This is a genomic window from Kribbella yunnanensis (genome assembly GCF_039529655.1).
In the GTDB taxonomy this organism is placed as follows: domain Bacteria; phylum Actinomycetota; class Actinomycetes; order Propionibacteriales; family Kribbellaceae; genus Kribbella; species Kribbella yunnanensis.
On the sequence record NZ_BAAANF010000014.1, the window covers coordinates 1 to 18846 of the forward strand.

Here is an 18846-nt window from a genome sequence, read left to right on the forward strand (position 1 = left end):
CACCCTTAACCATGGTGCAGAACCCCCAACCGCGGTGGCTAGCCAGCCAAATGGGGTTCGGGCGGGGGCGTGTGGGCGTTCGGGCGGGGGCGTTCGGGCGGCGGGCGTGTGGGGGGTTTGGGTGGGTGGGCGGTTAGGGTCGGGGGGTGGCTAAGGGGAAGCAGTCGGTGGGGACGCCGGCGACGGTGGCGTTGACTAAGGCGAATGTTCAGTTCAGCTCGCATGCGTATGAGCATGATCCGGCAGCGAAGTCGTACGGGTTGGAGGCGGCTGAGGCGCTCGGGCTAGAGCCGGAGCAGGTGTTCAAGACGCTGCTGGTCGAGGTCGACGGGAAGCTGACTGTCGGCGTCGTGCCGGTGGACAAGCAGCTTGATCTGAAGGCGATCGCGGCGGCTGCCGGTGGGAAGAAGGCCGTGATGGCCGACCCGGCCGCGGCCGAACGCACGACCGGGTACGTCGTCGGTGGGATCAGCCCGATCGGTCAGAAGCGTCCGTTGCCGACAGTCGTGGACAGTACGGCGACCGACCACGCCACCGTCTATGTGTCGGGTGGTCGGCGAGGGCTCGACATCGGTCTCGCCCCCGCCGACCTGATCGCGGTCACGAACGCCCGGACCGCGGCTATCGCACGCTGACGTCCACCAGGTTCGGCGGTGCGTCCGGGTCGCCGGGCCGGAGGGCTCCGGTCATCAGCGAGACCACCTGGCTCATCGACGCGTCCGCCGGCCGTACGACGGCGGTCCGGCGGCCGAGGCGGTGGACGTGGATGCGGTCGGCGATCTCGAACACCTGGGGCATGTCGTGGCTGATCAGCACCACCGGCAGCCCGCGATCACGGATCCGCCGGATCAGGTCGAGCACCTGCCGCGATTCCTTCACGCCGAGTGCGGCTGTCGGTTCGTCCATGATGACCATCCGGCTGCCGAACATAGCGGCCCGGGCAACCGCGACAGCCTGCCGCTGACCACCGGACAGCGTCTCGACCAACTGGCCGATGTGCTGCACGGTTTCGATGCCCAAGGCATCTAGTTGCTTCTGCGCCTGCTCGCGCATCGCACCGCGGTCGAGCAGCCGGAACACACTGCCCAACGGGCCAGTACGGCGTACTTCGCGGCCGAGGAACAGATTCGTGGCGATGTCCATCGCCGGCGCCAGCGCCAGCGTTTGATGGACCGTCTCGATGCCTGCGTGCCGAGCGTCGAGTGGTGAATGGAAATGCGTCTCCGACCCGTCGAGCAGGATCGTGCCCTCGTCCGGGATCAACGCGCCGGACAGGGCCTTGATCAGGCTGGACTTGCCGGCACCGTTGTCGCCGACCACGGCCAGCACCTCACCGGCGTACAGGTCGAAGTCGGCACCGTCGATCGCGGTCACCCGGCCGTAGCGCTTCACCAAACCGCGGGCTTGCAGTGCGGGTGTCGTCATCGCGACCTCCTCCGAACGACCTGGTCGAAGGCAACCGCGGCAATCACCAGGACACCGGTTGCGACATCCTGGTAGAGGCTGTCGATCCCGGCCTGGGTCAGACCGCTGCGCAGTACGGCGACGATCAGCGCGCCGACCACGGTTCCCATCACGCTGCCCCGGCCACCGAACAGGCTGGTGCCGCCGATGACTACCGCGGTGATGCTGTCCAGGTTGCCGGTCTGGAAGGCGTTCGGGTCCGCGTTCGGAATCCGGCCGAGTGCCTGCCAGGCGGCGAACGCGTAGATCACGCCGGCGATCAGGTAGACGCTGAACCGGGTCCGGCCGACGTGGATACCCGTCAACCGGGCGGCCTCCGGATCGTTGCCCAGGGCATACACATGTCGCCCCCAGGCAGTTCGGGTGAGCGCATACCAGGTGATCGCGAACATCACCACGGCCAGCATCATCCCGTGCGTCACCTTGATCTGGCCGAACAGGTAGCCGCCTTCGCCGAGCACACCGAGCAGGTTGTCGGTGACCGGGTACGAGCTGCCTTCGGAGTACAGGCGACCGGCCGCGAGGACGACCGTCAGCATGCCGAGCGTGACGATGAACGGCGGCAGGTTGAGCATCGTCACCAGCCCACCGGAGATCGCGCCCAGCACCGCACACACCAAGAACCCAGCCACCAACGCAACCACCGAGTTACTGCCCTCGGTCACCAGCCGCGCCAGCACCATCGTCCCCAGCACCATGACCGCGGCATTCGCCAAATCAATCCCGCCGGTCAACACGATCAACGTCTGCCCCAACGCCAGCGTCGCCACCACCAACGACTGCTGCACCACCAAACTCAGGTTGTCCACGGTGAGGAACGTCGAAGTCGTCACCGAAAACACAACCATCGCCAAAATCAACGCGGCGAGTGGTCCCAGCGCGGGGTTATGGAGGAAAGCCTCACCAGCTCGTCCTCCCAGCACTCCCGGCGCCAATGCGGCCGACCCTGCCCTGCCCCTCCCCGCCGCTGCGGCCGAAACAGATGGGTGGGAGTCCTCAGCCCGCTTCCCTGGGGCTGAGGTGGGACTCCCCTGGGCGGGACTTTCGGGGGTGACTGGGCGGTCGGTGTCCTTGTCGCTCATCAACTCAGCCCCAGCAGTTCTGGGAGCCCCATGCCGTGTCCTTGCTGTCCAAGCCGGCGAGGGGTTTGTCGGTGATCAACTGGGCGCCGGTGTCTTGGAAGCCGGTGGGCTTCTTGCCGTCCTTGGCGAAGGCGACTACTGCGTCGACGCCTTGTTCGGCCATCTTCTTCGGGAACTGCATGACGGTGGCGAGGTACTTGCCGGCCTTGACGTCGGCGACGCCTTGGCAGCCGCCGTCGATCGAGCCGACGGCGACCTTGCCGGCCAGGTTCTTGGCGGTGAGGGCGGCTACGGCGCCTCGGGCGGCGGGCTCGTTGATGGTGTAGACGGAGTTGACCGTGGCGTCGCGTTGGAGGAGGTTCTCCATCGCGGCCTGCGCCTTGTTCTGGTCGCCGTTGGTCGGGGCCACGCCGATGATGGCGGGGTCGCCGTCCTTCAGGCCCATGCCTTGCAGGAAGCCGCGGTGCCGCTGCTCGTCGACCGTGCCGCCCGGCGTACCGTCCATCATCAGCAGCCGCGGCGCGGTCGACCCGAGGGCCGCCTTGACGTACTTGCCCTCGAGCTCACCGGCGGTCACGTTGTTCGTCGCGTAGGTCGCGTCGACGGCGTCCTTCGGATCGGTCTCGGTGTCGAGGGCGATCACCAGAACGCCCTTCTCCTTGGCCTGTTTGAGCGCGCCGAGGATGCCGGTGGAGTTGCTCGGCGTGATCAGGATGCCCTTCACGCCTTGCTGGACGAGGTTCTCGATCGCGGCCACCTGACCCTCGTTGTCGCCGTCGAACTTGCCGGCCACGGCGATCAGCTGCGCACCCGACTTCTCGGCGTGCGCCTTGGCGGACTCGCGCAACTTCACGAAGTACGGGTTGGTGTCGGTCTTGGTGACGAGCCCGATCTTGACCGGGCCGGTGCTCTCACCACCGCCGCCACTGCCGGACTTGGTCTGGGTACACGCCGCGGTGGCCATCAGTGCGAACGACAGCAGTACGACGGGGACGGTTCTTCTCACGCCTCGGCCCTCCCGAGCGAATGGGGTCGGTCTGAGACGCGAAGGTAGACCGGTCGACACACTGGTTTCCTGCTTTGCGCAAAACCTTGCGCAAAGCACCTGCGGCGACGACGATACGACGGATGGTCACCATGACCGAGGTCGCTCGCGCCGCCGGAGTGTCGGTCAGTACGGTCTCCCATGTCGTCAACGGGACCCGCCTGGTGGCGCCCGCGACCCGCGAACGCGTCCAGCACGCGATGGACCTGCTCGGCTACAAACACCAGCCGACCGCGCGCTCGCTCTCCGCAGGAACGAACCGCACCATCGGCCTGGCGATTACCGTCGCGACCAACCCGTACTGGGTCGAGCTCATCCAAGGCATCGACCGCGAGGCCACCCGCGCCGGCCTGAACGTGATCATCGTCGACACCCGCGACGACGCCCGGCACGAATCAGTGGCGGTCGCGAACTTGCTTGCCCACCGCATCGAAGGCCTGATCATCGCCCCGGCCGACGGCTGGCGCGATCTCACCCTCCCGATGCTCCGCGACCACGCCCTCCCCTACGTCCTGGTCGACCGGATCACTCCCGAGCTCCGCGTCGACCAGGTCGGCGTCGAGAACGAGGCCGCGACCACCGCGATCATCGATCACCTGATCTCGCTCGGCCATACCCGGATCGGCATGCTCAGCGGCATCCCCGGCCTGTCGACGAGTGCCGAGAGACTGCGCGGATACCAACTGGCTCACCAACGCGCCGATCTGCCGACCGATCCCGCCTTGATCCGGGTCGGCTCGTCGTCGAGTGACGGCGGCCGCAAGGCGACCTGGGAGTTGCTACAACTCGACGACCCGCCGACCGCGCTGTTCGCCGCGAACAACAGCATGACGATTGGCGCCCTGGCCGCGCTCAACGCCGCCAAGATCGCCGTACCGAAGGACATGGCTCTCACAGCGTTCGACGACTTCGCCTGGGCCGATCTGTTCAGCCCGGGCCTGACCACCGTGGCTCAACCGTCCGCGGCGATCGGCGCCCGGGCTGTCCAGCTGCTGCTACGCCGGATGAACGATCCCGATGCGCCTCCGCAGACAATCCGGTTGCCTGCGGAGATCATGCATCGTCAGTCGTGCGGTTGCGTCAGCCGGTGAGCCCGGCCCGGCCGGTCTCCAAGTGCCCACTCAACCGGCGCCGGTACGTCGTGTCCTCGACGACCGTGACCTCGACGTCGTACCAGCCGTGGTCGGTCGGCCAGTCGACCTCGCGGGTCTGCTTGCCGCGGAGCGTGACGGTGACGGTCTTGCTGCCGTAGCCACGAGCCTTCAGCTTCAGCGTGAGCGGCTTGCGAGACGTGTTGACCAGCGCCAACTCGAGCTCACTCCCCCGCTGACAGGTCCGCACATCCAGCCCCGCCGCGACCCCATCGGTCGACCCGGCCAGCTCAACCCAGAACCGGTTCGGACCCTGCACGGCGATCTCGTACGGACCCGCGACCGCGATGGCCTCCGCGTGATCCCGCCGTACGTCGAGATGCGCCGGCGCGGGCAGTTCGCCGCCGTACGGATAGATCGCGAAATGCGCCGACTCGGCGCCTTCGTTGCTAATGGCCACCTTCAACTTGCCATCGGCAACGAAGCCGGAAACCGCCGGCCGGTAAGGCAGCGGGCGGGCCGGACGCCGGCCGTTCTCCTGCTGCGGGACGGCCTGGTCGACGGGCGGCGTCGGCTTCCAGCGCGCGATCGGCGCCGGGATCGGGCCTGGTGCCTCGACGGTCGGCTGCCGGTACGAGCGGTCGAAGTCGAAGGCGGACGTGAGGTCACCACAAGCAGCCCGCCGCCACTTGCTGATGTTCGGCTCCTGGACACCGGTCCAGCGCTCGAGGAACCGGATCACCGACGTGTGGTCGAAGGTCTGTGAGTTCACGTGACCGCCGACGGTCCACGGCGACACCACGGTCATCGGGACGCGCGGGCCGAGCCCGATCGGCTGCCCGTTGTACCAGTCGTCGCCGTTGCCCGAGGGCGGGCGCGGTGCGACCGGCGGCGGCACGTGGTCGAAGTACCCGTCGTTCTCGTCGAAGTTGATGAACAGCGCGGTCTTCGACCAGGTCTCGGGATCGGAGGCGATCGCGTCCAGCAACTCGTAGACGAGGTTCGCGCTGGCCACCGGAGTGGACGAGCCCGGGTGCTCGGAGTCGACCGCAGACGGAACCAGCCAGCTGACGCGCGGCAGCTTGCCCGCCTTGATATCGGCCTTCACCCGCGGGACCAGCGACTCCGGCTCGGACCGGTACATCGCCTGGTGGAACAGCTTCTGGTCGGCCTTCGGCTGCTTGGCCACGGCCGCCGCCAGCTGCTGCAGCGCCTCGGTCTGCTGCTCGGGCGTCTTCTCGAAGAGCTTGTCGTAGAACTCCTCGGTGGTCCGGTACCCGCCCGGCACCGACGCCAAGATCCGCGTCCCGAGGTCCTTGAAGGTCCGGAAGTACTCGACCGCGTTGTCGGTGAAGTTGTCCCACTCCTGGTAGATCTTCCAGGAGACACCGGCCTGCTCGAGCCGCTCCGGGTACGCCGTCCAGTCGTAGCCCTTGTGGTTGTAGTCGTACGCCGCGTTCGTCACCGCGCGCTGGGTCGTGCCGGGCTCGTAGCCGGTGGTGCCGGACCACAGGTAGTTGCGGTTCGGGTTGGTGGAGCCGTTGACCGAGCAGTGGTACGCATCGCAGATCGTGAACGTCTCGGCGAGCTCGTACTGCAAGGGGATGTCGCGGCGGTCGTAGTGCGTCATGGTCGCGGCTGTCTTGGCCTGGACCCAATTGTCGTTCCAGCCGTTGCTCCAGGCCTGGGTCGCGTCGGTGAAACCGTGCGCGAGGGCGCCGAGGTACTGGATGTCATCGGGGTTGCGCCCGGCCGCCGCGGCGGCGGTGCGGATCGAGAACGGCAGCACCTCACCACCCGCGGTCTTCGGCTGATGGAAGACGCTCTGCCCGTTGCGCAACCGCAGCGGCTGGCGATCGCCGAACCCGCGGACTCCGCGCAGTGTCCCGTAGTAGTGGTCGAACGAACGGTTCTCCTGCATCAACACGATCACGTGCTCGATGGCCCGCAGTCCCCCACGCCGTGCCGGTTGCGCCATCGCGGTATGCAGCGACGGCGGGAGCAGTGACAACGCCGCTCCGCCGGCCGCTGAACCGAGAACAAGACGCCTGGAGATCCCGGTCATGATGCCCCATTTCTGGACTGAGGAGCGTAGGGAGCGCAGCGACTGGAGCGACGAGGGAAGAAATGGAACCAGGCCTCATGACCCGCCACGCGGAGCGTGGCAATGTGCTCTGTCATGGTCCGGACCATGACAGAGCCCCGCATCCGCCGCAAGACGTTCAGGTGAACAGATTATCCGCGCCGCGCAAGCACTGCATTCCGTAGTTCGGCGAGTACTGATTCGGTGGTTTCCCAGCCCATACAGGCATCTGTGATGGATTGCCCGTAGGTCAGCTCGCGAGTCGGGTCAAGATCCTGACGCCCCTCTTCCAGGAACGACTCCAGCATTACGCCGACGATCGCCCGGTTGCCGGCCGCGACCTGCGCGCCGATCTCGCCGGCGACGACCGGCTGACGGCGGTGGTCCTTGCGGCTGTTGCCGTGGCTCGCGTCGATGACGACGCGCTCCGCGAGACCCGCCGTACGAAGCAGGTCGGTGGCGGCGGCAACGGACTCGGCGTCGTAGTTCGGACCGGCGTCGGAACCGCGCAGGACGAGGTGGCAGTCCGGGTTCCCGCGGGTGTGCAGGATGGCCGGTGCGCCGTCGTGGTCGATACCGGTGAACACATGCGGTACGGCGGCCGCCTTGATCGCGTCGACCGCCGTACCGAGGCTGCCGTCGGGGCGATTCTTCATCCCGATCGGCATCGACAGTCCGGACGACAACTGGCGGTGGACCTGGCTCTCGACCGTCCGCGCACCGATGGCGCCCCAGCCGACCGTGTCGGCGATGTACTGCGGCGTGATCGGGTCGAGGAACTCGCAGCCGACCGGCAGGCCCAGCTCGGTCACCTGCAGCAGCAGCTTCCGGGCGAGCCGCAGACCGCGGTTCACATCACCGGAGCCGTCGAGGCCCGGGTCGTTGATGAGGCCCTTCCAGCCGAGCGTGGAACGCGGCTTCTCGAAGTACACCCGCATCACCACGAGCAGACCGTCGGAGAGCCGCTCGGCGACCGGGCGGAGGCGCTCGGCGTACTCGAGGGCCGCGTCGGCGTCGTGCACGGAACACGGGCCGACCACGACCAGCAGCCGGTCGTCGACCCCGTTCAGTACGTCGGTGACCGCCTGGCGGCCGTCGATGACCGTCTTCGCGAGGTCGTCGTTCATCGGCAGCTCGTCGTGCAGAGCGAGCGGCGTGATCAACGGGACGGTCTTCTCGATCCGCCGGTCGACAACTGCGGCCTGTTCGGATCGTCGCGGGAGGGTGTTCATGGTGGTGGGACCTTTCCGCCGGAGCACCGCGGAAGGTCGCAGTCAGCCGGCTGGGAACAAGAAAAGGCAAGGACGGTTGTCCTTGCCTTCGGGCCGGCTGTGGAGTGTTGGGTGGGCGTCAGCGATCGGCTGAGTCGCCCGGCACCACGGCCGGCCACTCAAAAAATCGCCAATAGCAACGCTTCACAGACCAGACGATAGCACCTCCCCAGTAACCAACCCGGCTCCGGGCTCGTTGAGCGCTGCAACAACGGGTCGACATCTGAGGGGTGCTGGACAGTGAGGCCGCGGGTCTTCGAGCTGGTGCGGTACCGGGATCCGAGTGGCGTCTCCGGGACCGGTGTGGTCGCGGAGGGCTGCGAGTTCAGCGACGGGTCGGTCGCATTGCGGTGGCGGGGCGACAACCCGGCGACCGCGGTCTGGCCTGGTCTCGAGGCTGTGCTCGCCGTGCACGGCCACCAGGGCGCCACCGAGGTGCGCTGGATCGACACCCAACCCCCGACGACGACAAGCCCCCAACCGCCCGGAGGCATCGATCAACTCTTCGACGAGCTACATCAGATCCGGCCACCGTCCGCTCCTCAGGGGTGGGCCGGGGCCCGACATCTTCGCTAGGCCCATGCCGGTCACGCAGATCTATCTGGTTCGCCATGGGGAGCCGGACTATGCCCGGATCGACGGTCAGGGGCTGCGCGGAGCCGCGGCCGACTCGGCCCCGCTGACACCGGACGGGGTGCGGCAGGCCGAGGAGCTGGCCGACCTGCTCGGCGGGATCGGCGCGACGTACCTGGTCAGTTCGCCGTTCACGCGCGCGCTGCAGTTCGCCGCGATCGTCGGTCACCGGCTGGCGCTCGGCGTCCGGGTCGATCACGACCTGCGCGACTGGCTGCCGGATCACTCGGGCAGCTGGCGCGGCCACGCCGACGTACTGGCCGCGAAGGCCGAGTTCGAGGCGTACGGCGGTGAGTGGCCGGACGGCATCCGGAGGCCGTGGGAGCCGTTGTCCCAGGTGCGGGAGCGAGCGGAGACGGCGCTCGCCCGGCATGCGGCCGGCACGGATGGTCCGGTGCTCGCGATCACGCACGCGACGGTGATCCGCGCGCTCACCGGCGAGACCGGGACTGCCCATGGCGCTCACGAGTACTACCGCTACGCTCCGGCGGTGTGACCGAGGTTGTGCAGCCAGGGCTGCCGCGCGTGCTCGGCGTGGTGGCCCTCGGCGGGATTGTCGGCTCATTGGCCCGCTACGGGCTCGCAGCGGCGATTCCGCACGCCGAGGGTGGATTTCCCTGGGCCACGTTCCTCACGAACGTGACGGGCTGTCTGGCCATCGGCATCCTGTTCGCGCGGCTGACCCCGGGATCCCATCCGCTGCTCCGGCCGTTCCTCGGGACCGGAATCCTCGGCGGCTTCACGACCTTCTCGACGTACGCGGTCGACACGGACAAGTTGTTGCACGCGCAGATGCACGCGCATCTGGTGGTTGCCTTCGCCTACTTCTTCGGCACGGTCGCTGCGGCGTTGCTGGCGGCAACGCTCGGCGAGTGGCTGGGCCGGCGACGATGAACGTACTGCTCGTCGCCCTCGGCGCTGCGATCGGCGCGCCGCTGCGGTTCATTGTCGACAAACACTGTGTGGCAAGGCTTTTGCAGACCACTGGCCAACAGGTCCCGTTGCCGTGGGGCACCTTCACGGTCAACGTCGTCGGCAGTTTCATCCTCGGTCTGATGACCGGCGTCACCGATCAGAACTGGACGCTGCTGATCGGCGTCGGGTTCTGCGGAGCGTTCACGACGTACAGCACCTTCGCGGCCGAGACGACGGCACTCGTCAGTTCGGGGCATCGGGCAAAGGCTTTGCTCTCGGTGCTGCTCAATCTCGGAATCGGCCTGCTGGCCGCAGTTTTTGGTGCATCGCTCACTAAGTGATCCATGTCACAGTGAGTAGGCCTGTGGTCACGCTCTCCGCGTGAAACGCCGTGATCACAGGCTGCAACGCCACGCGCCGATAACGAATGGACCGAAGTTCGAGACAACAAGGGTTGAACTCGGCATGAGTTGAGCATAGTTTTCACCGAGCGCCCGTCCGCGCTCACGGTGAGTCATAGGAGGTTGCCATGTCGAGAGGGATGCCTCGCCTACCCCGCCCGCTCATGGATCTGTGGGACTGGCAGTCGCAGGCTGCGTGCCGCGATGTCAACCCGGAGCTGTTCTTCTCGCCCGAATCGGAGCGTGGCGTCCGTAAACGCGCCCGCGAGATGGTGGCGAAGTCGCTCTGTGGGACCTGCCCGGTCCAGCCCGAGTGCCGTCAGCACGCCCTAGCGGTCGGAGAACCGTACGGCGTCTGGGGCGGCACCACGGAATCCGAGCGCGACAACGCCCCCTTGGAGCACCGCAAGTCCGCCTGAGAAGCCGCGCCCCCGTCGCCTCGAACGAGCGACTGCGGGCGCGGTCTCACGACTTACCGTCGTCGGTCTCGGCCGAGGGCGAGTCACCGGTCGGAGTCTCGTCGGCCGGCGTTTCCGGATCCTTGGGACGCGGTGTGTCCTGCGGCTCGTCGACCGGCGGCTTGACCGTCGTCCGCGGGTCCCGGTAGCGGTCCAGTGACTTCAGGAAGTCCGGATCGTCATCGGGCGCCATCGATCGACCGGCGGGCCGCGGTGGCCGCACCGGTCGCTCACGCCCAGCGCGCGACGTGCGCTGGGCGAGCAGCCAGACGATCGGCCCGACGAACGGGACGAACACGATGATCAGGATCCACACCAGCTTGGGCAGGTGCGGGACCTCGTCGTCGGGTGTCTGGATGCAGGAGAACAGCGCATACACGCTGAGCACCAGGCTGATCAGGAACGGAAGGAATCGGACCACATCCCCACAGTACGGCGCGCGGCCGAACCCCGGCCGCGACGCGGGCCCCAGTTGCCGAGCCGTAACCCGGTCAACGAGCAGCGCTGGTCAGTCCGCGCGCCTTCAGGACCGAGTTCTCCAGCGGGCGGAACACGAGCAGTTCGATGCCGACTCCGACCACGAAGATCAGCAGGATGCCGGCGAACACCATCGAGATGTCCGACAGCGACATCCCGTTGTGCAGGTACTGACCAAGGCCCTCGCCCAGATCCGGTGAGGTCGCGATCAGCTCGGCGGCCATCAGCGACCGCCACGAGAACGCCCAGCCCTGCTTGAGTCCGCCGAGGAAGCCGGGCAGCGCAGCCGGCAACAAGATGTACCGGATACCTCCCCAGCGGCCTGCCCCGAGCGCCTTGCCGACACGCGGCAGGATCGGCGGCACCTGGTCCAGACCCGAGACCAGACCGTTCGCGATCGACGGCACGGCACCGAGCAGCACAACCCAGTAGATCGCGCCGTCGGTCAGCCCGAACCACAGCAGCGCCGCGGGCACCCACGCGACCGACGGCAGGCTCTGCAGACCGGACACCAGCGGCCCGATCCCCCGCCGTACGACGCGGATGTTCGCGATCGCCAGCCCGAGCGGTACGGCGATCAGCAGCGAGATCGCGAAGCCGATCACCGCCCGGTGCACCGAGACCCAGAACAGTTCGACGATCTTGCCCGAGGTCACGAGCGTCCAGATCTGGGCCCAGACCGCGGCCGGCGCCGGAAGCTTGAACTCGGGCCAGAACGCGGCCGCCCACAGCAGCTGCCAGATAACTACCAAGAGCACGATCGCGCCGATCGGCGGTAGCGCGCGGGCCGCGATCCGCCGTACCAGCGAACCTTCGGACGCGGCGATCGGTGTGTCGAGGGCATCCAGCCCGGCCTCGACCGAGCCTTCCTTCACATCAAGCTGCGGCATGACTGCTGATCACCTTGCGCAGTTCACTGTTGATCTCGTCGACCGCACCGGCCTCGTCGCTTCCAGCCAGGCCTTCAACATCCCACTGGCGCACGACCCGGCCGGGCCGCGATGACAGCAGGACGACACGCTGCCCGAGCCGCACGGCCTCCCGGACATCGTGGGTGACGAACAGGATCGCCGTACCGGTGGCTCGCCAGATCCGCAGCAGCTCACCCTGCAGGACATCGCGGGTGATCGCGTCCAGCGCGGAGAACGGCTCATCCATCAGCAGCAACGACGGCTTGCCCGCGCCCGAACCGGTGTTGTCGGTGGTCGAGGCGAGCGCGCGGGCCAACGCGACCCGCTGCCGCATCCCGCCGGACAGCTCGTGCGGACGCTTGTCACCAAGCCCGGCCAGCCGGACCAGCTCCAGCAGCTCCGCCGCCTTCGCCCGCCGCTGCGCCTTCGGCACGCCGGCCATCCGCAACGGCAGCTCGACATTCCCGGCCGCCGTCAGCCACGGCATCAGCGCGGCCTCCTGGAACACGACCGCCGGCCGCGACGAACTCAGCTCGATCCGCCCGCTGGTCGGCTTGTCCAGACCGGCGACCAGGTTCAGCAGCGTCGTCTTGCCGCAACCGGAAGCACCGAGCAGGCAGACGAACTCCCCGGCCTTGACCTCGAGGTCGACGCCGTCCAGCGCCACCACCTCCTTGCGGCCGGACCCGAAAGCCTTGCCGACCTGGTGGAAACGCACCGGGCCGATGCCGAACTCGCTCACCCTGCGGGGTACCTCGACTGTCGCGGTCATGTCTGCTCCTCGATCGGTCGGGAACTACTTGGTGTCGAGACCGGCGGCGTCGACCGTCGGCTTTCCTGCTGCAGTCAGTACGGCGTTCAGCGGGCCGAGGTCGGCGAATCCGGCGACCTTCGGTGCCTCCTTGACGATGCCCGCGGAGACCTGGTCCTTGGCCAGCTGCGGGAAGGTCGCGGCGAGCGGGTCGGCGGTGAGCTCGATGTTGCCGAACGCACGGTCGATCACGGCCGGCTTGAGATCCTTGCCGGTGAGCGTCTTCAGCTGCTTGTTCACCGCGGTCTTGGCCGCGGCCTGGTCCTTGTTCGCGAAGTCGATCGAGGCGACGAGACCGCTGAGCAGCCCCTTCACCGTCTCCGGGTGCTCCTGCAGGAACTGCGTCCGCACGATCAGCACCGTGGTCGGGAACTTGCCGTCCGGCCAGAGGCTCTTCTCGTCGAGCAGCACCTTCGCGCCGGCGTCGAGGACGAGCCGCGACGACCACGGCTCCGGGACCCAAGCTGCGTCGACCTTGCCCTGCTTGAATGCGTCGAGCGTCTGGGCGTTCTCGAGGTTGGTGACGGTGACCTTGCCGGTCAGCCCCTTCTCGGCCAGCCACTTCTTCAGCGACACGTCCTGGGTGTTGCCGAGCTGCGGGGTGACCACCCGCTTGCCGATCAGATCCTCCGGCTTGTTGATCCCCGGCTTCACGACCAGCTGCGCGCCACCGGAGGTCGAACCGGCGATCAGGCGGACAGCCTCGCCGTTCGACTTCGCGTAGGCGTTGATGGCCGGGCCGGAACCGATGAAGGTCGCATCCAGCGAGCCGCCGAGCAGTGCACCGACCGCCTCCGGGCCGGCGTTGAACTTGGTCGGGACGAGCTTGGTGCTGCCGAGGTCCTTGCTGAACAGGTTCTGCTCGAGGCCGACCAGGGCGGCGGCGTGGGTGACGTTCGGGAAGTAGCCGAGCCGGAGCTCGGCGGCCGGACCCTTGCCGGCTGCGGGAGCCGGGGTGTCCTTACCCTCGGCCCGGCTGCAGCCGGCGGCCGCGACCGCAAGGGTGAGTGCGGCCGCGGACGCGGCGAGCAGACGACGACGGACAGGACGGAAGCTGGAGATGCGCACAGGAGACCTTCGGGGATGCGGGTGGTCGTGAGGACCACGGGCGAGCGTGGATCAGCGAGATTTCAGAACGGGCTGAGAGCGACGCAGAAGGTCAACAGGTTGCGGAGGCAACGCGGAGCAGGTCCACATGCCGACGGCGCGTGAGCGCGTCGGCTGGCCGGTTGGCGGTGACCTGCATGTGTCCATGAAAGCGTACAAAGTCCATCGATCGCCCTGCATTTCACAGTGCGAGACAACAAATCGCGATGTGAGACGAATCAACCAGGGAAAGGTGGAGTCTTCGCTCCGTAGATCCAGCTGTTCACGAAGGCCGTCAGATCCTGGCCGGAGACCTCGTTCACGACGTCGATGTAGTCCTGGGTCGAGGCAGCCTGGTTCCGGAACCGCTCGAAGAAGGTCTTCTCGATCTTCTGGAACGTCGGCAGCCCGAGCCTCTGCCGCAGCGCGTAGAGCGTGACCGCGCCACCCGGGTTGGTGCCGAACAGGACGCCGTTCAGATCGGTCACGCGCCCGGGCGGCCCGTACTTCGGACGTTCCTCGGAATCGAACTGCCACGCGTCCCGCATGAAGTCGTCGAGCTTCGTCTGCCCCTTCGAGTCGTGGTACAGACCGGTGTAGTACGCCGCGTGTCCCTCACTCAGCCACATGTCGTCCCACGTCTTCACCGACACCGCGTTCCCGAAGTACTGGTGGATCAGCTCGTGGATCATCGTGCCGACCCCGTCAGTCCCGGGCTGGGCCAGATAGTCCGCGTTGAACATGGACAGCGTCGCGCTCTCGAGCGCATACCCGGTGACGCCGCCGACACCGAGGACGCCGTACGTCTCGAACGGGTACGGCGCGCCGATCGCCTGCTCGACCCATTTCAGCTGCTCCGGGACGAGTGCCACCCGTGGCCCAGCGGCCTTCGCCTTCGAACTGTCGACGAAGCTGCGCAGTGGCAGTCCATGCGGCCCCTTGCCCTTGATCTCGGTCAGATGCCCGACCGCGAGCTGAGCGACATGCGTCGGGATCGGGTCCCGCGTTCCGAACTCGTACGTCGTCCGGCCGGCCTTCGTACGCTCCGATCGGAGCGTCCCGTTCGCCACCGCCTGGTAGCCCTTCGGCACGCTGACCCGGAAGCTGACCCGCGCCTTGTCACTCGGCACGTCTCCTTCTGGTTGTCCAGGTTGAACCCGGCCGGAAGTCCGTTAACGGTCACCGACTTCACTTGCCGCGCCACCGCGTCGAGGGTGAAGCTGGACAGGCTGTGCTCGGCCTGCGCCACGATGTCCGCGGAGGCAGGCATCTGCGACTTGCCCGGGTAGTAGTCATAGGCGACGGCGTACGACTGCACGTCGTACCCGCCGTTGCCGAGCGTCGGCATCAAACGTTCGCCGGCACTCGGTGAACCAGGAGATATCGAGGTGAACAGCATCACCCCGGATGTCGCCGCGAGGCCAAACTTCCGGCCGATCTGCATGAGCATTCCTCCTCAGACTTGCTGATGGGTTGGTCAGCAGGTAATCAGGGAGGGCATATCGTCCCCGTTGACTTTTTGCTGAGGAGCCGCCGCCGATGCTCGTCGGAACACTGAAGGCCGAGTACGCCGTCCGCCCGTTGGGGACCAATGTCGATCGGCCCAGGTTCAGTTGGATCGCCACCGCTCCCGGGTACGGCGCGACTCAGACGGCGTACCAACTGCGGGTCGGGTCGTGGGACTCCGGCAAGGTGACCTCCTCGCAGTGCTTCGGAATCGAGTACGACGGTCCGGCGCTCACCCCGAGGACGCGGTACAGCTGGTCGGTCCGCCTGTGGGACGGCTCCGATCAGGAGACCGAGTGGGCGTCGGAGGAATGGTTCGAGACCGGTCTGCTCGACGAAGGTTTCGGTGGCGCTGAGTGGATCGGCGGCGAGACCTCCGGCGCTCCCCTGCTCCGCCGGGCGTTCAGCGTCGACGGGTCCGTCCGGCGTGCGCGGTTGTACGCGAGCGGCCTCGGGTACGCCGACCTCCGGATCAACGGTCAGGCGGTGACGGACGCCGTACTGGATCCTGGCTTCACCGACTACGGCCGCACAGTCCTCTATGTCACGCACGACGTCACCGCGCTGTTGCAGACCGGCGACAATGCGGTTGGGGCCGAGCTCGGCCGCGGGTTCTTCGGGATGAACACACCGAACGTCTGGCGCTGGCATCAAGCACCGTGGACCGCCGAGCCCCGGCTGATCGCCCGCCTCGTGATCGAGTACGACGACGGCCGCGTCGCCGAGGTGGTCAGCGATCCCTCGTGGCGAATCACCGGCGGACCGACCGTCACGGACTCGCTCTACACCGGCGAGACGTACGACGCCCGCCGCGCCCTGCCCGGGTGGGACACGGCCGGCTTCGACGACTCCGCCTGGTCGCCTGTCTTGGTGGTCGATGCACCGGCTGGTCGGCTCCGGGCGCAGGAGCATGAGCCGATCCGTGTCATCGAAACAGTCGATCCGGTCGCGCTCGACGAGGTACGCCCGGGTGTCTGGATCGCCGACTTCGGTCGCACGACAGCCGGGTGGGCGCGGTTGCGGGTGAGCGCGCCGGCCGGGACCACGATCAGTCTGACGTACGGCGAGACGGTTGCCGACGGCAACGTGGTTGCGGTGAACGGGCATGTCGAGGGCGACCGGATCCAGCGGGACGAGTACATCGCGGCCGGGTCGGGTGTCGAGGAATGGGAACCGCGGTTCTCCTACAAGGGCTTCCGCTATGTCCAGATCTCGGGAGCGCGGCCGGATGTGCAGTTGCGGGTCGTGAATTCGGACGTCCGATCGGTGACCGCGTTCGCGTCGAGTGAGCCGGCGTACGAGCAGTTCGAGCGGGCGATGCGGCGGACGGTGCTGAGCAATCTGCACGGCATCCCGACAGACACGCCGTTCTACGAGAAGAACGGTTGGACCGGGGACGCCCAGGTCGGTGCGCCGACGATGCTGGCGACGCTGGATCTCGCGCGCTTCTTCACCAAGTGGCTCGGCGACATCCGCGACAGCCAGGCCGAATCCGGGCAACTGCCGGTGATCATCCCCACCAACGGCTGGGGCTTCGCCGAACTCGCCCCCGCCACCGAATGGCCGACCGTCTACCCGATCCTGCTCCACGAAATGCATCGCACGTACGCCGACGAGCGGCTGCTGCGCGAGCATTGGGACTCGCTCACCCGCTACCTCGCCTGGGAACTCGATCGGGTCGAGGACGGCCTGTCCGTCAGCGTGCTCGGCGATTGGCTCCCGCCCGGTTACAGCGACGGCCCAGCTCCGGAGGACCGTCGACTGACCGGTACGGCGTACCTGTATCGCGCGGTGCTCGCGGCTGCGGAGATCGGGGACTTGATCGGCAAGCCGCACGACTACCGGAAGGCTGCCGCCGAACTGGAGGACGGGCTGAACCGGACCTTCCTGGATCGTTCAGTGGGCGTCTATCGCAGCGCCGACGATCCGGATTACCGGCAGACGTCCAACGCCGTACCGCTTGCCTTCGGCATCGTTCCCGAGGAGCTCGCCGAGCGCGTCGCTGCGAATCTGGCTGCCGATGTCGAAGCCCGCGGGTTCCACTTGAATACCGGCTGTCTCGGGGTCGGTGTGCTGCTGCCGGTGCTGACGGCGTACGGATATGGCGACGCGGCAACCAAGGTGGCGCTGCAGCGGAGTTATCCCAGCTGGGGCTACTGGTTCGACCTCGGCGCGGACACGATGTGGGAGATGTGGGAGGCCGACTCGCGTTCCCGCAACCATTACTTCCAGGGCACGGTCGTGCAGTGGATCCTCGAGAACGTCGTCGGTCTGCGGAACGCGGGTGTCGGCTGGGAGCGGATTATCGTCCGGCCGGATGCGCGTGGCGAGACCGCGTCGGCGAGCATTCGGACCTCCACGATTCGCGGGCAGGTGACTGTTCAGTGGCGGCGGGTCAGCCGGGTGTTCTCGGTGGAGGTGCATGTGCCGGTCGGCGTGACCGCGGTCGTGCACGTGCCATCCGAGTCGATGGCGGACGTTGCCGCCGTACCGCAGTCGTTGGCGGGTGAGGCGACGTACGAGGACGGCTACACGATCTACACGGTGGGCGCGGGCATCTGGAACTTCACGAGCCGGACCGCTTGACGTAGATCAGGTCGCGAACCTCGCGCCCTTCCGCCTGCGCCCGTGACTCGAACTTGGTGACCGGTCGCCATTCGGGTCGCGGGGCCCAGCCGTCGTACTGGTTCCGCAGCGTCGGCTCGGCGTCGCAGACCGCCAGCATCTGGTCCGCGTAATGCGCCCAATCCGTTGCCAAGTGCAACGTTCCGCCGGGACGCAACCGGGAGGCGACGAGCGCGATGAACGCCGGCGCGACCAGCCGCCGCTTGTGGTGCTTCTTCTTCGGCCACGGATCCGGGAAATAGATCCGTACGCCGTCCAGCCCGGCAGGCTCGACATGATCGGTCAGGAACGCGATCGCGTCACCCTGCAGCAGCCGCAGGTTCTCCAGGTCGTACTTCTCGGCCAGCATCATCAACTGCCCGAGCCCAGCCGTGTACACCTCGGCCGCGATGTGATTGACCTCCGGCGCCGCGACCGCGAGCTGCGCGGTCCCCTCGCCCATCCCCGACCCGATCTCCAGCACAGTCGGCGCCGCACGCCCGAACCACTTCACCAGATCCGTCGGCCCCGCGGGCAGATCCTCCAGCTTCGACCCCAGCTCGGCCCAGTGCGCATCCCACGCCCGCCGCTGACCGGCAGTCATCCGCACCCCACGCTGCGTAGTGCTCAACACACCCCGCCGCTTCTTCCGCTCCGTCGTCTCCACCAACCAATCCTAAAAGAACCCCATCCACCCACCGCCGCCGGTCCGTCGCCAGGCCAGTCAGCCAAGCGCCCTCCCCACCGGCCGGTGCGACGTCGAGCACGGCTCAACCACCTACACGGCCCAACGGTGGTCGACGAGCGCTCAAAGTGCCCCAGCCCGCCGACCTTGAGCACGGTTCGACCATTTCGGCGGAGCTCACGTGGTTGAGGAGTGCTCAAGGTGACTCGCGTCGCGATCTCGGGGTCTCAGGGCTGCCCGGGTGCGTTATCCGATGGATTCTCGTCACCGAGTCCCCCTAATCCCTCGGACAGCGCAGATCTCGGGCATCACGTACCTCAGCC

General features: G+C 67.5%; 20 protein-coding genes. 8 read left to right on the forward strand and 12 right to left on the reverse strand.

Annotation, left to right across the window (positions count from 1 at the left end):
* Positions 1-146 precede the first annotated feature (146 nt).
* A complete protein-coding gene (gene ybaK / locus ABD231_RS19560; protein WP_344153628.1) occupies positions 147-635 on the forward strand; it encodes a Cys-tRNA(Pro) deacylase in 489 nt (162 codons plus the stop codon).
* Here ybaK and ABD231_RS19565 read toward each other — a convergent pair.
* From ABD231_RS19565 to ABD231_RS19575, 3 genes are all read right to left on the reverse strand, one after another.
* Complete coding sequence (locus ABD231_RS19565) at positions 622-1425, reverse strand: ATP-binding cassette domain-containing protein (protein WP_344153631.1); 804 nt, start codon at positions 1423-1425, stop codon at positions 622-624. The genes ybaK and ABD231_RS19565 overlap by 14 nt on opposite strands.
* Positions 1422-2297 carry an ABC transporter permease gene (locus ABD231_RS19570; RefSeq protein ID WP_344153634.1) on the reverse strand — a complete coding sequence of 292 codons (876 nt, stop codon included), beginning with the start codon at positions 2295-2297 and terminating at the stop codon, positions 1422-1424. Before ABD231_RS19570 ends, ABD231_RS19565 begins: the two co-directional genes overlap by 4 nt.
* A gap of 253 nt (positions 2298-2550) precedes the next feature.
* On the reverse strand, positions 2551-3552 hold the full coding sequence (locus ABD231_RS19575; RefSeq protein ID WP_344153637.1) for a substrate-binding domain-containing protein: 1002 nt from the start codon (positions 3550-3552) through the stop codon (positions 2551-2553).
* Positions 3553-3683: 131 nt separating this feature from the next.
* Between ABD231_RS19575 and ABD231_RS19580 the strand changes: the two genes are divergently transcribed.
* Complete coding sequence (locus tag ABD231_RS19580) at positions 3684-4682, forward strand: LacI family DNA-binding transcriptional regulator (RefSeq protein ID WP_344153640.1); 999 nt, start codon at positions 3684-3686, stop codon at positions 4680-4682.
* On the opposite strand, the gene ABD231_RS19585 is transcribed toward ABD231_RS19580, so the two are convergent.
* Together ABD231_RS19585 and ABD231_RS19590 are read right to left on the reverse strand one after the other, a co-directional pair.
* Entirely contained in the window at positions 4672-6747 is a 2076-nt protein-coding gene (locus ABD231_RS19585) for a phosphocholine-specific phospholipase C (RefSeq protein ID WP_344153643.1), read from the reverse strand. The two genes, ABD231_RS19580 and ABD231_RS19585, sit on opposite strands and share 11 nt — an antisense overlap.
* A gap of 170 nt (positions 6748-6917) precedes the next feature.
* Positions 6918-7997, reverse strand: coding sequence for a 3-deoxy-7-phosphoheptulonate synthase (locus ABD231_RS19590; protein ID WP_344153646.1), 1080 nt, complete (start codon positions 7995-7997; stop codon positions 6918-6920).
* A gap of 279 nt (positions 7998-8276) precedes the next feature.
* Here ABD231_RS19590 and ABD231_RS19595 point away from each other — a divergent pair, with 279 nt between their 5' ends.
* The 5 genes from ABD231_RS19595 (at position 8277) to ABD231_RS19615 (ending at position 10404) form a co-directional block, all read left to right on the forward strand.
* Entirely contained in the window at positions 8277-8612 is a 336-nt protein-coding gene (locus ABD231_RS19595) for a hypothetical protein (RefSeq protein ID WP_344153648.1), read from the forward strand.
* 4 nt (positions 8613-8616) lie between these two features.
* On the forward strand, positions 8617-9165 hold the full coding sequence (locus ABD231_RS19600; RefSeq protein ID WP_344153653.1) for a histidine phosphatase family protein: 549 nt from the start codon (positions 8617-8619) through the stop codon (positions 9163-9165).
* Complete coding sequence (locus tag ABD231_RS19605) at positions 9162-9563, forward strand: fluoride efflux transporter FluC (protein ID WP_344153656.1); 402 nt, start codon at positions 9162-9164, stop codon at positions 9561-9563. The genes ABD231_RS19600 and ABD231_RS19605 overlap by 4 nt, the downstream gene beginning before the upstream one ends.
* Positions 9542-9925, forward strand: coding sequence for a fluoride efflux transporter CrcB (crcB, locus tag ABD231_RS19610; protein WP_344153659.1), 384 nt, complete (start codon positions 9542-9544; stop codon positions 9923-9925). The genes ABD231_RS19605 and crcB overlap by 22 nt, the downstream gene beginning before the upstream one ends.
* 188 nt (positions 9926-10113) lie before the next feature.
* Entirely contained in the window at positions 10114-10404 is a 291-nt protein-coding gene (locus tag ABD231_RS19615) for a WhiB family transcriptional regulator (protein WP_344153662.1), read from the forward strand.
* 46 nt (positions 10405-10450) lie between these two features.
* On the opposite strand, the gene ABD231_RS19620 is transcribed toward ABD231_RS19615, so the two are convergent.
* From ABD231_RS19620 to ABD231_RS19640, 6 genes are all read right to left on the reverse strand, one after another.
* Positions 10451-10864, reverse strand: a complete 414-nt coding sequence (locus tag ABD231_RS19620; protein WP_344153666.1) for a PLD nuclease N-terminal domain-containing protein — start codon at positions 10862-10864, stop codon at positions 10451-10453.
* Positions 10865-10934: 70 nt separating this feature from the next.
* Positions 10935-11810: an ABC transporter permease gene (locus ABD231_RS19625; protein WP_344153669.1), complete on the reverse strand. Its 876-nt coding sequence runs from the start codon at positions 11808-11810 to the stop codon at positions 10935-10937.
* The gene (locus tag ABD231_RS19630) at positions 11797-12603 is read right to left on the reverse strand and encodes an ABC transporter ATP-binding protein (RefSeq protein WP_344153673.1); all 807 of its coding nucleotides are present in this window, start codon (positions 12601-12603) and stop codon (positions 11797-11799) included. The genes ABD231_RS19625 and ABD231_RS19630 overlap by 14 nt, the downstream gene beginning before the upstream one ends.
* 24 nt (positions 12604-12627) lie before the next feature.
* The gene (locus ABD231_RS19635) at positions 12628-13710 is read right to left on the reverse strand and encodes an ABC transporter substrate-binding protein (RefSeq protein ID WP_344153675.1); all 1083 of its coding nucleotides are present in this window, start codon (positions 13708-13710) and stop codon (positions 12628-12630) included.
* 91 nt (positions 13711-13801) lie between these two features.
* Entirely contained in the window at positions 13802-13915 is a 114-nt protein-coding gene (locus ABD231_RS42180) for a putative leader peptide (protein WP_380160824.1), read from the reverse strand.
* Positions 13916-13967: 52 nt separating this feature from the next.
* Complete coding sequence (locus ABD231_RS19640; RefSeq protein ID WP_344153678.1) at positions 13968-14858, reverse strand: M1 family aminopeptidase; 891 nt, start codon at positions 14856-14858, stop codon at positions 13968-13970.
* A 409-nt stretch (positions 14859-15267) separates the two neighbouring features.
* Between ABD231_RS19640 and ABD231_RS19645 the strand changes: the two genes are divergently transcribed.
* Positions 15268-17820 carry a family 78 glycoside hydrolase catalytic domain gene (locus ABD231_RS19645; protein ID WP_344153681.1) on the forward strand — a complete coding sequence of 851 codons (2553 nt, stop codon included), beginning with the start codon at positions 15268-15270 and terminating at the stop codon, positions 17818-17820.
* On the opposite strand, the gene trmB is transcribed toward ABD231_RS19645, so the two are convergent.
* Complete coding sequence (gene trmB / locus ABD231_RS19650; protein ID WP_344153684.1) at positions 17801-18505, reverse strand: tRNA (guanosine(46)-N7)-methyltransferase TrmB; 705 nt, start codon at positions 18503-18505, stop codon at positions 17801-17803. The two genes, ABD231_RS19645 and trmB, sit on opposite strands and share 20 nt — an antisense overlap.
* Between the last annotated feature and the right edge of the window lie 341 nt (positions 18506-18846).

What these genes read in the sequence shown, in the direction of transcription:
- ABD231_RS19565 (WP_344153631.1), bottom strand. Translation starts at nt 1,425, where the DNA reads ATGACGACACCCGCACTGCAAGCCCGCGGTTTGGTGAAGCGCTACGGC.
- ABD231_RS19580 (WP_344153640.1), top strand. Translation starts at nt 3,684, where the DNA reads ATGACCGAGGTCGCTCGCGCCGCCGGAGTGTCGGTCAGTACGGTCTCC.
- ABD231_RS19585 (WP_344153643.1), bottom strand. Translation starts at nt 6,747, where the DNA reads ATGACCGGGATCTCCAGGCGTCTTGTTCTCGGTTCAGCGGCCGGCGGA.
- ABD231_RS19590 (WP_344153646.1), bottom strand. Translation starts at nt 7,997, where the DNA reads ATGAACACCCTCCCGCGACGATCCGAACAGGCCGCAGTTGTCGACCGG.
- ABD231_RS19600 (WP_344153653.1), top strand. Translation starts at nt 8,617, where the DNA reads ATGCCGGTCACGCAGATCTATCTGGTTCGCCATGGGGAGCCGGACTAT.
- ABD231_RS19615 (WP_344153662.1), top strand. Translation starts at nt 10,114, where the DNA reads ATGTCGAGAGGGATGCCTCGCCTACCCCGCCCGCTCATGGATCTGTGG.
- ABD231_RS19625 (WP_344153669.1), bottom strand. Translation starts at nt 11,810, where the DNA reads ATGCCGCAGCTTGATGTGAAGGAAGGCTCGGTCGAGGCCGGGCTGGAT.
- ABD231_RS19630 (WP_344153673.1), bottom strand. Translation starts at nt 12,603, where the DNA reads ATGACCGCGACAGTCGAGGTACCCCGCAGGGTGAGCGAGTTCGGCATC.
- ABD231_RS42180 (WP_380160824.1), bottom strand. Translation starts at nt 13,915, where the DNA reads ATGGACTTTGTACGCTTTCATGGACACATGCAGGTCACCGCCAACCGG.
- ABD231_RS19645 (WP_344153681.1), top strand. Translation starts at nt 15,268, where the DNA reads ATGCTCGTCGGAACACTGAAGGCCGAGTACGCCGTCCGCCCGTTGGGG.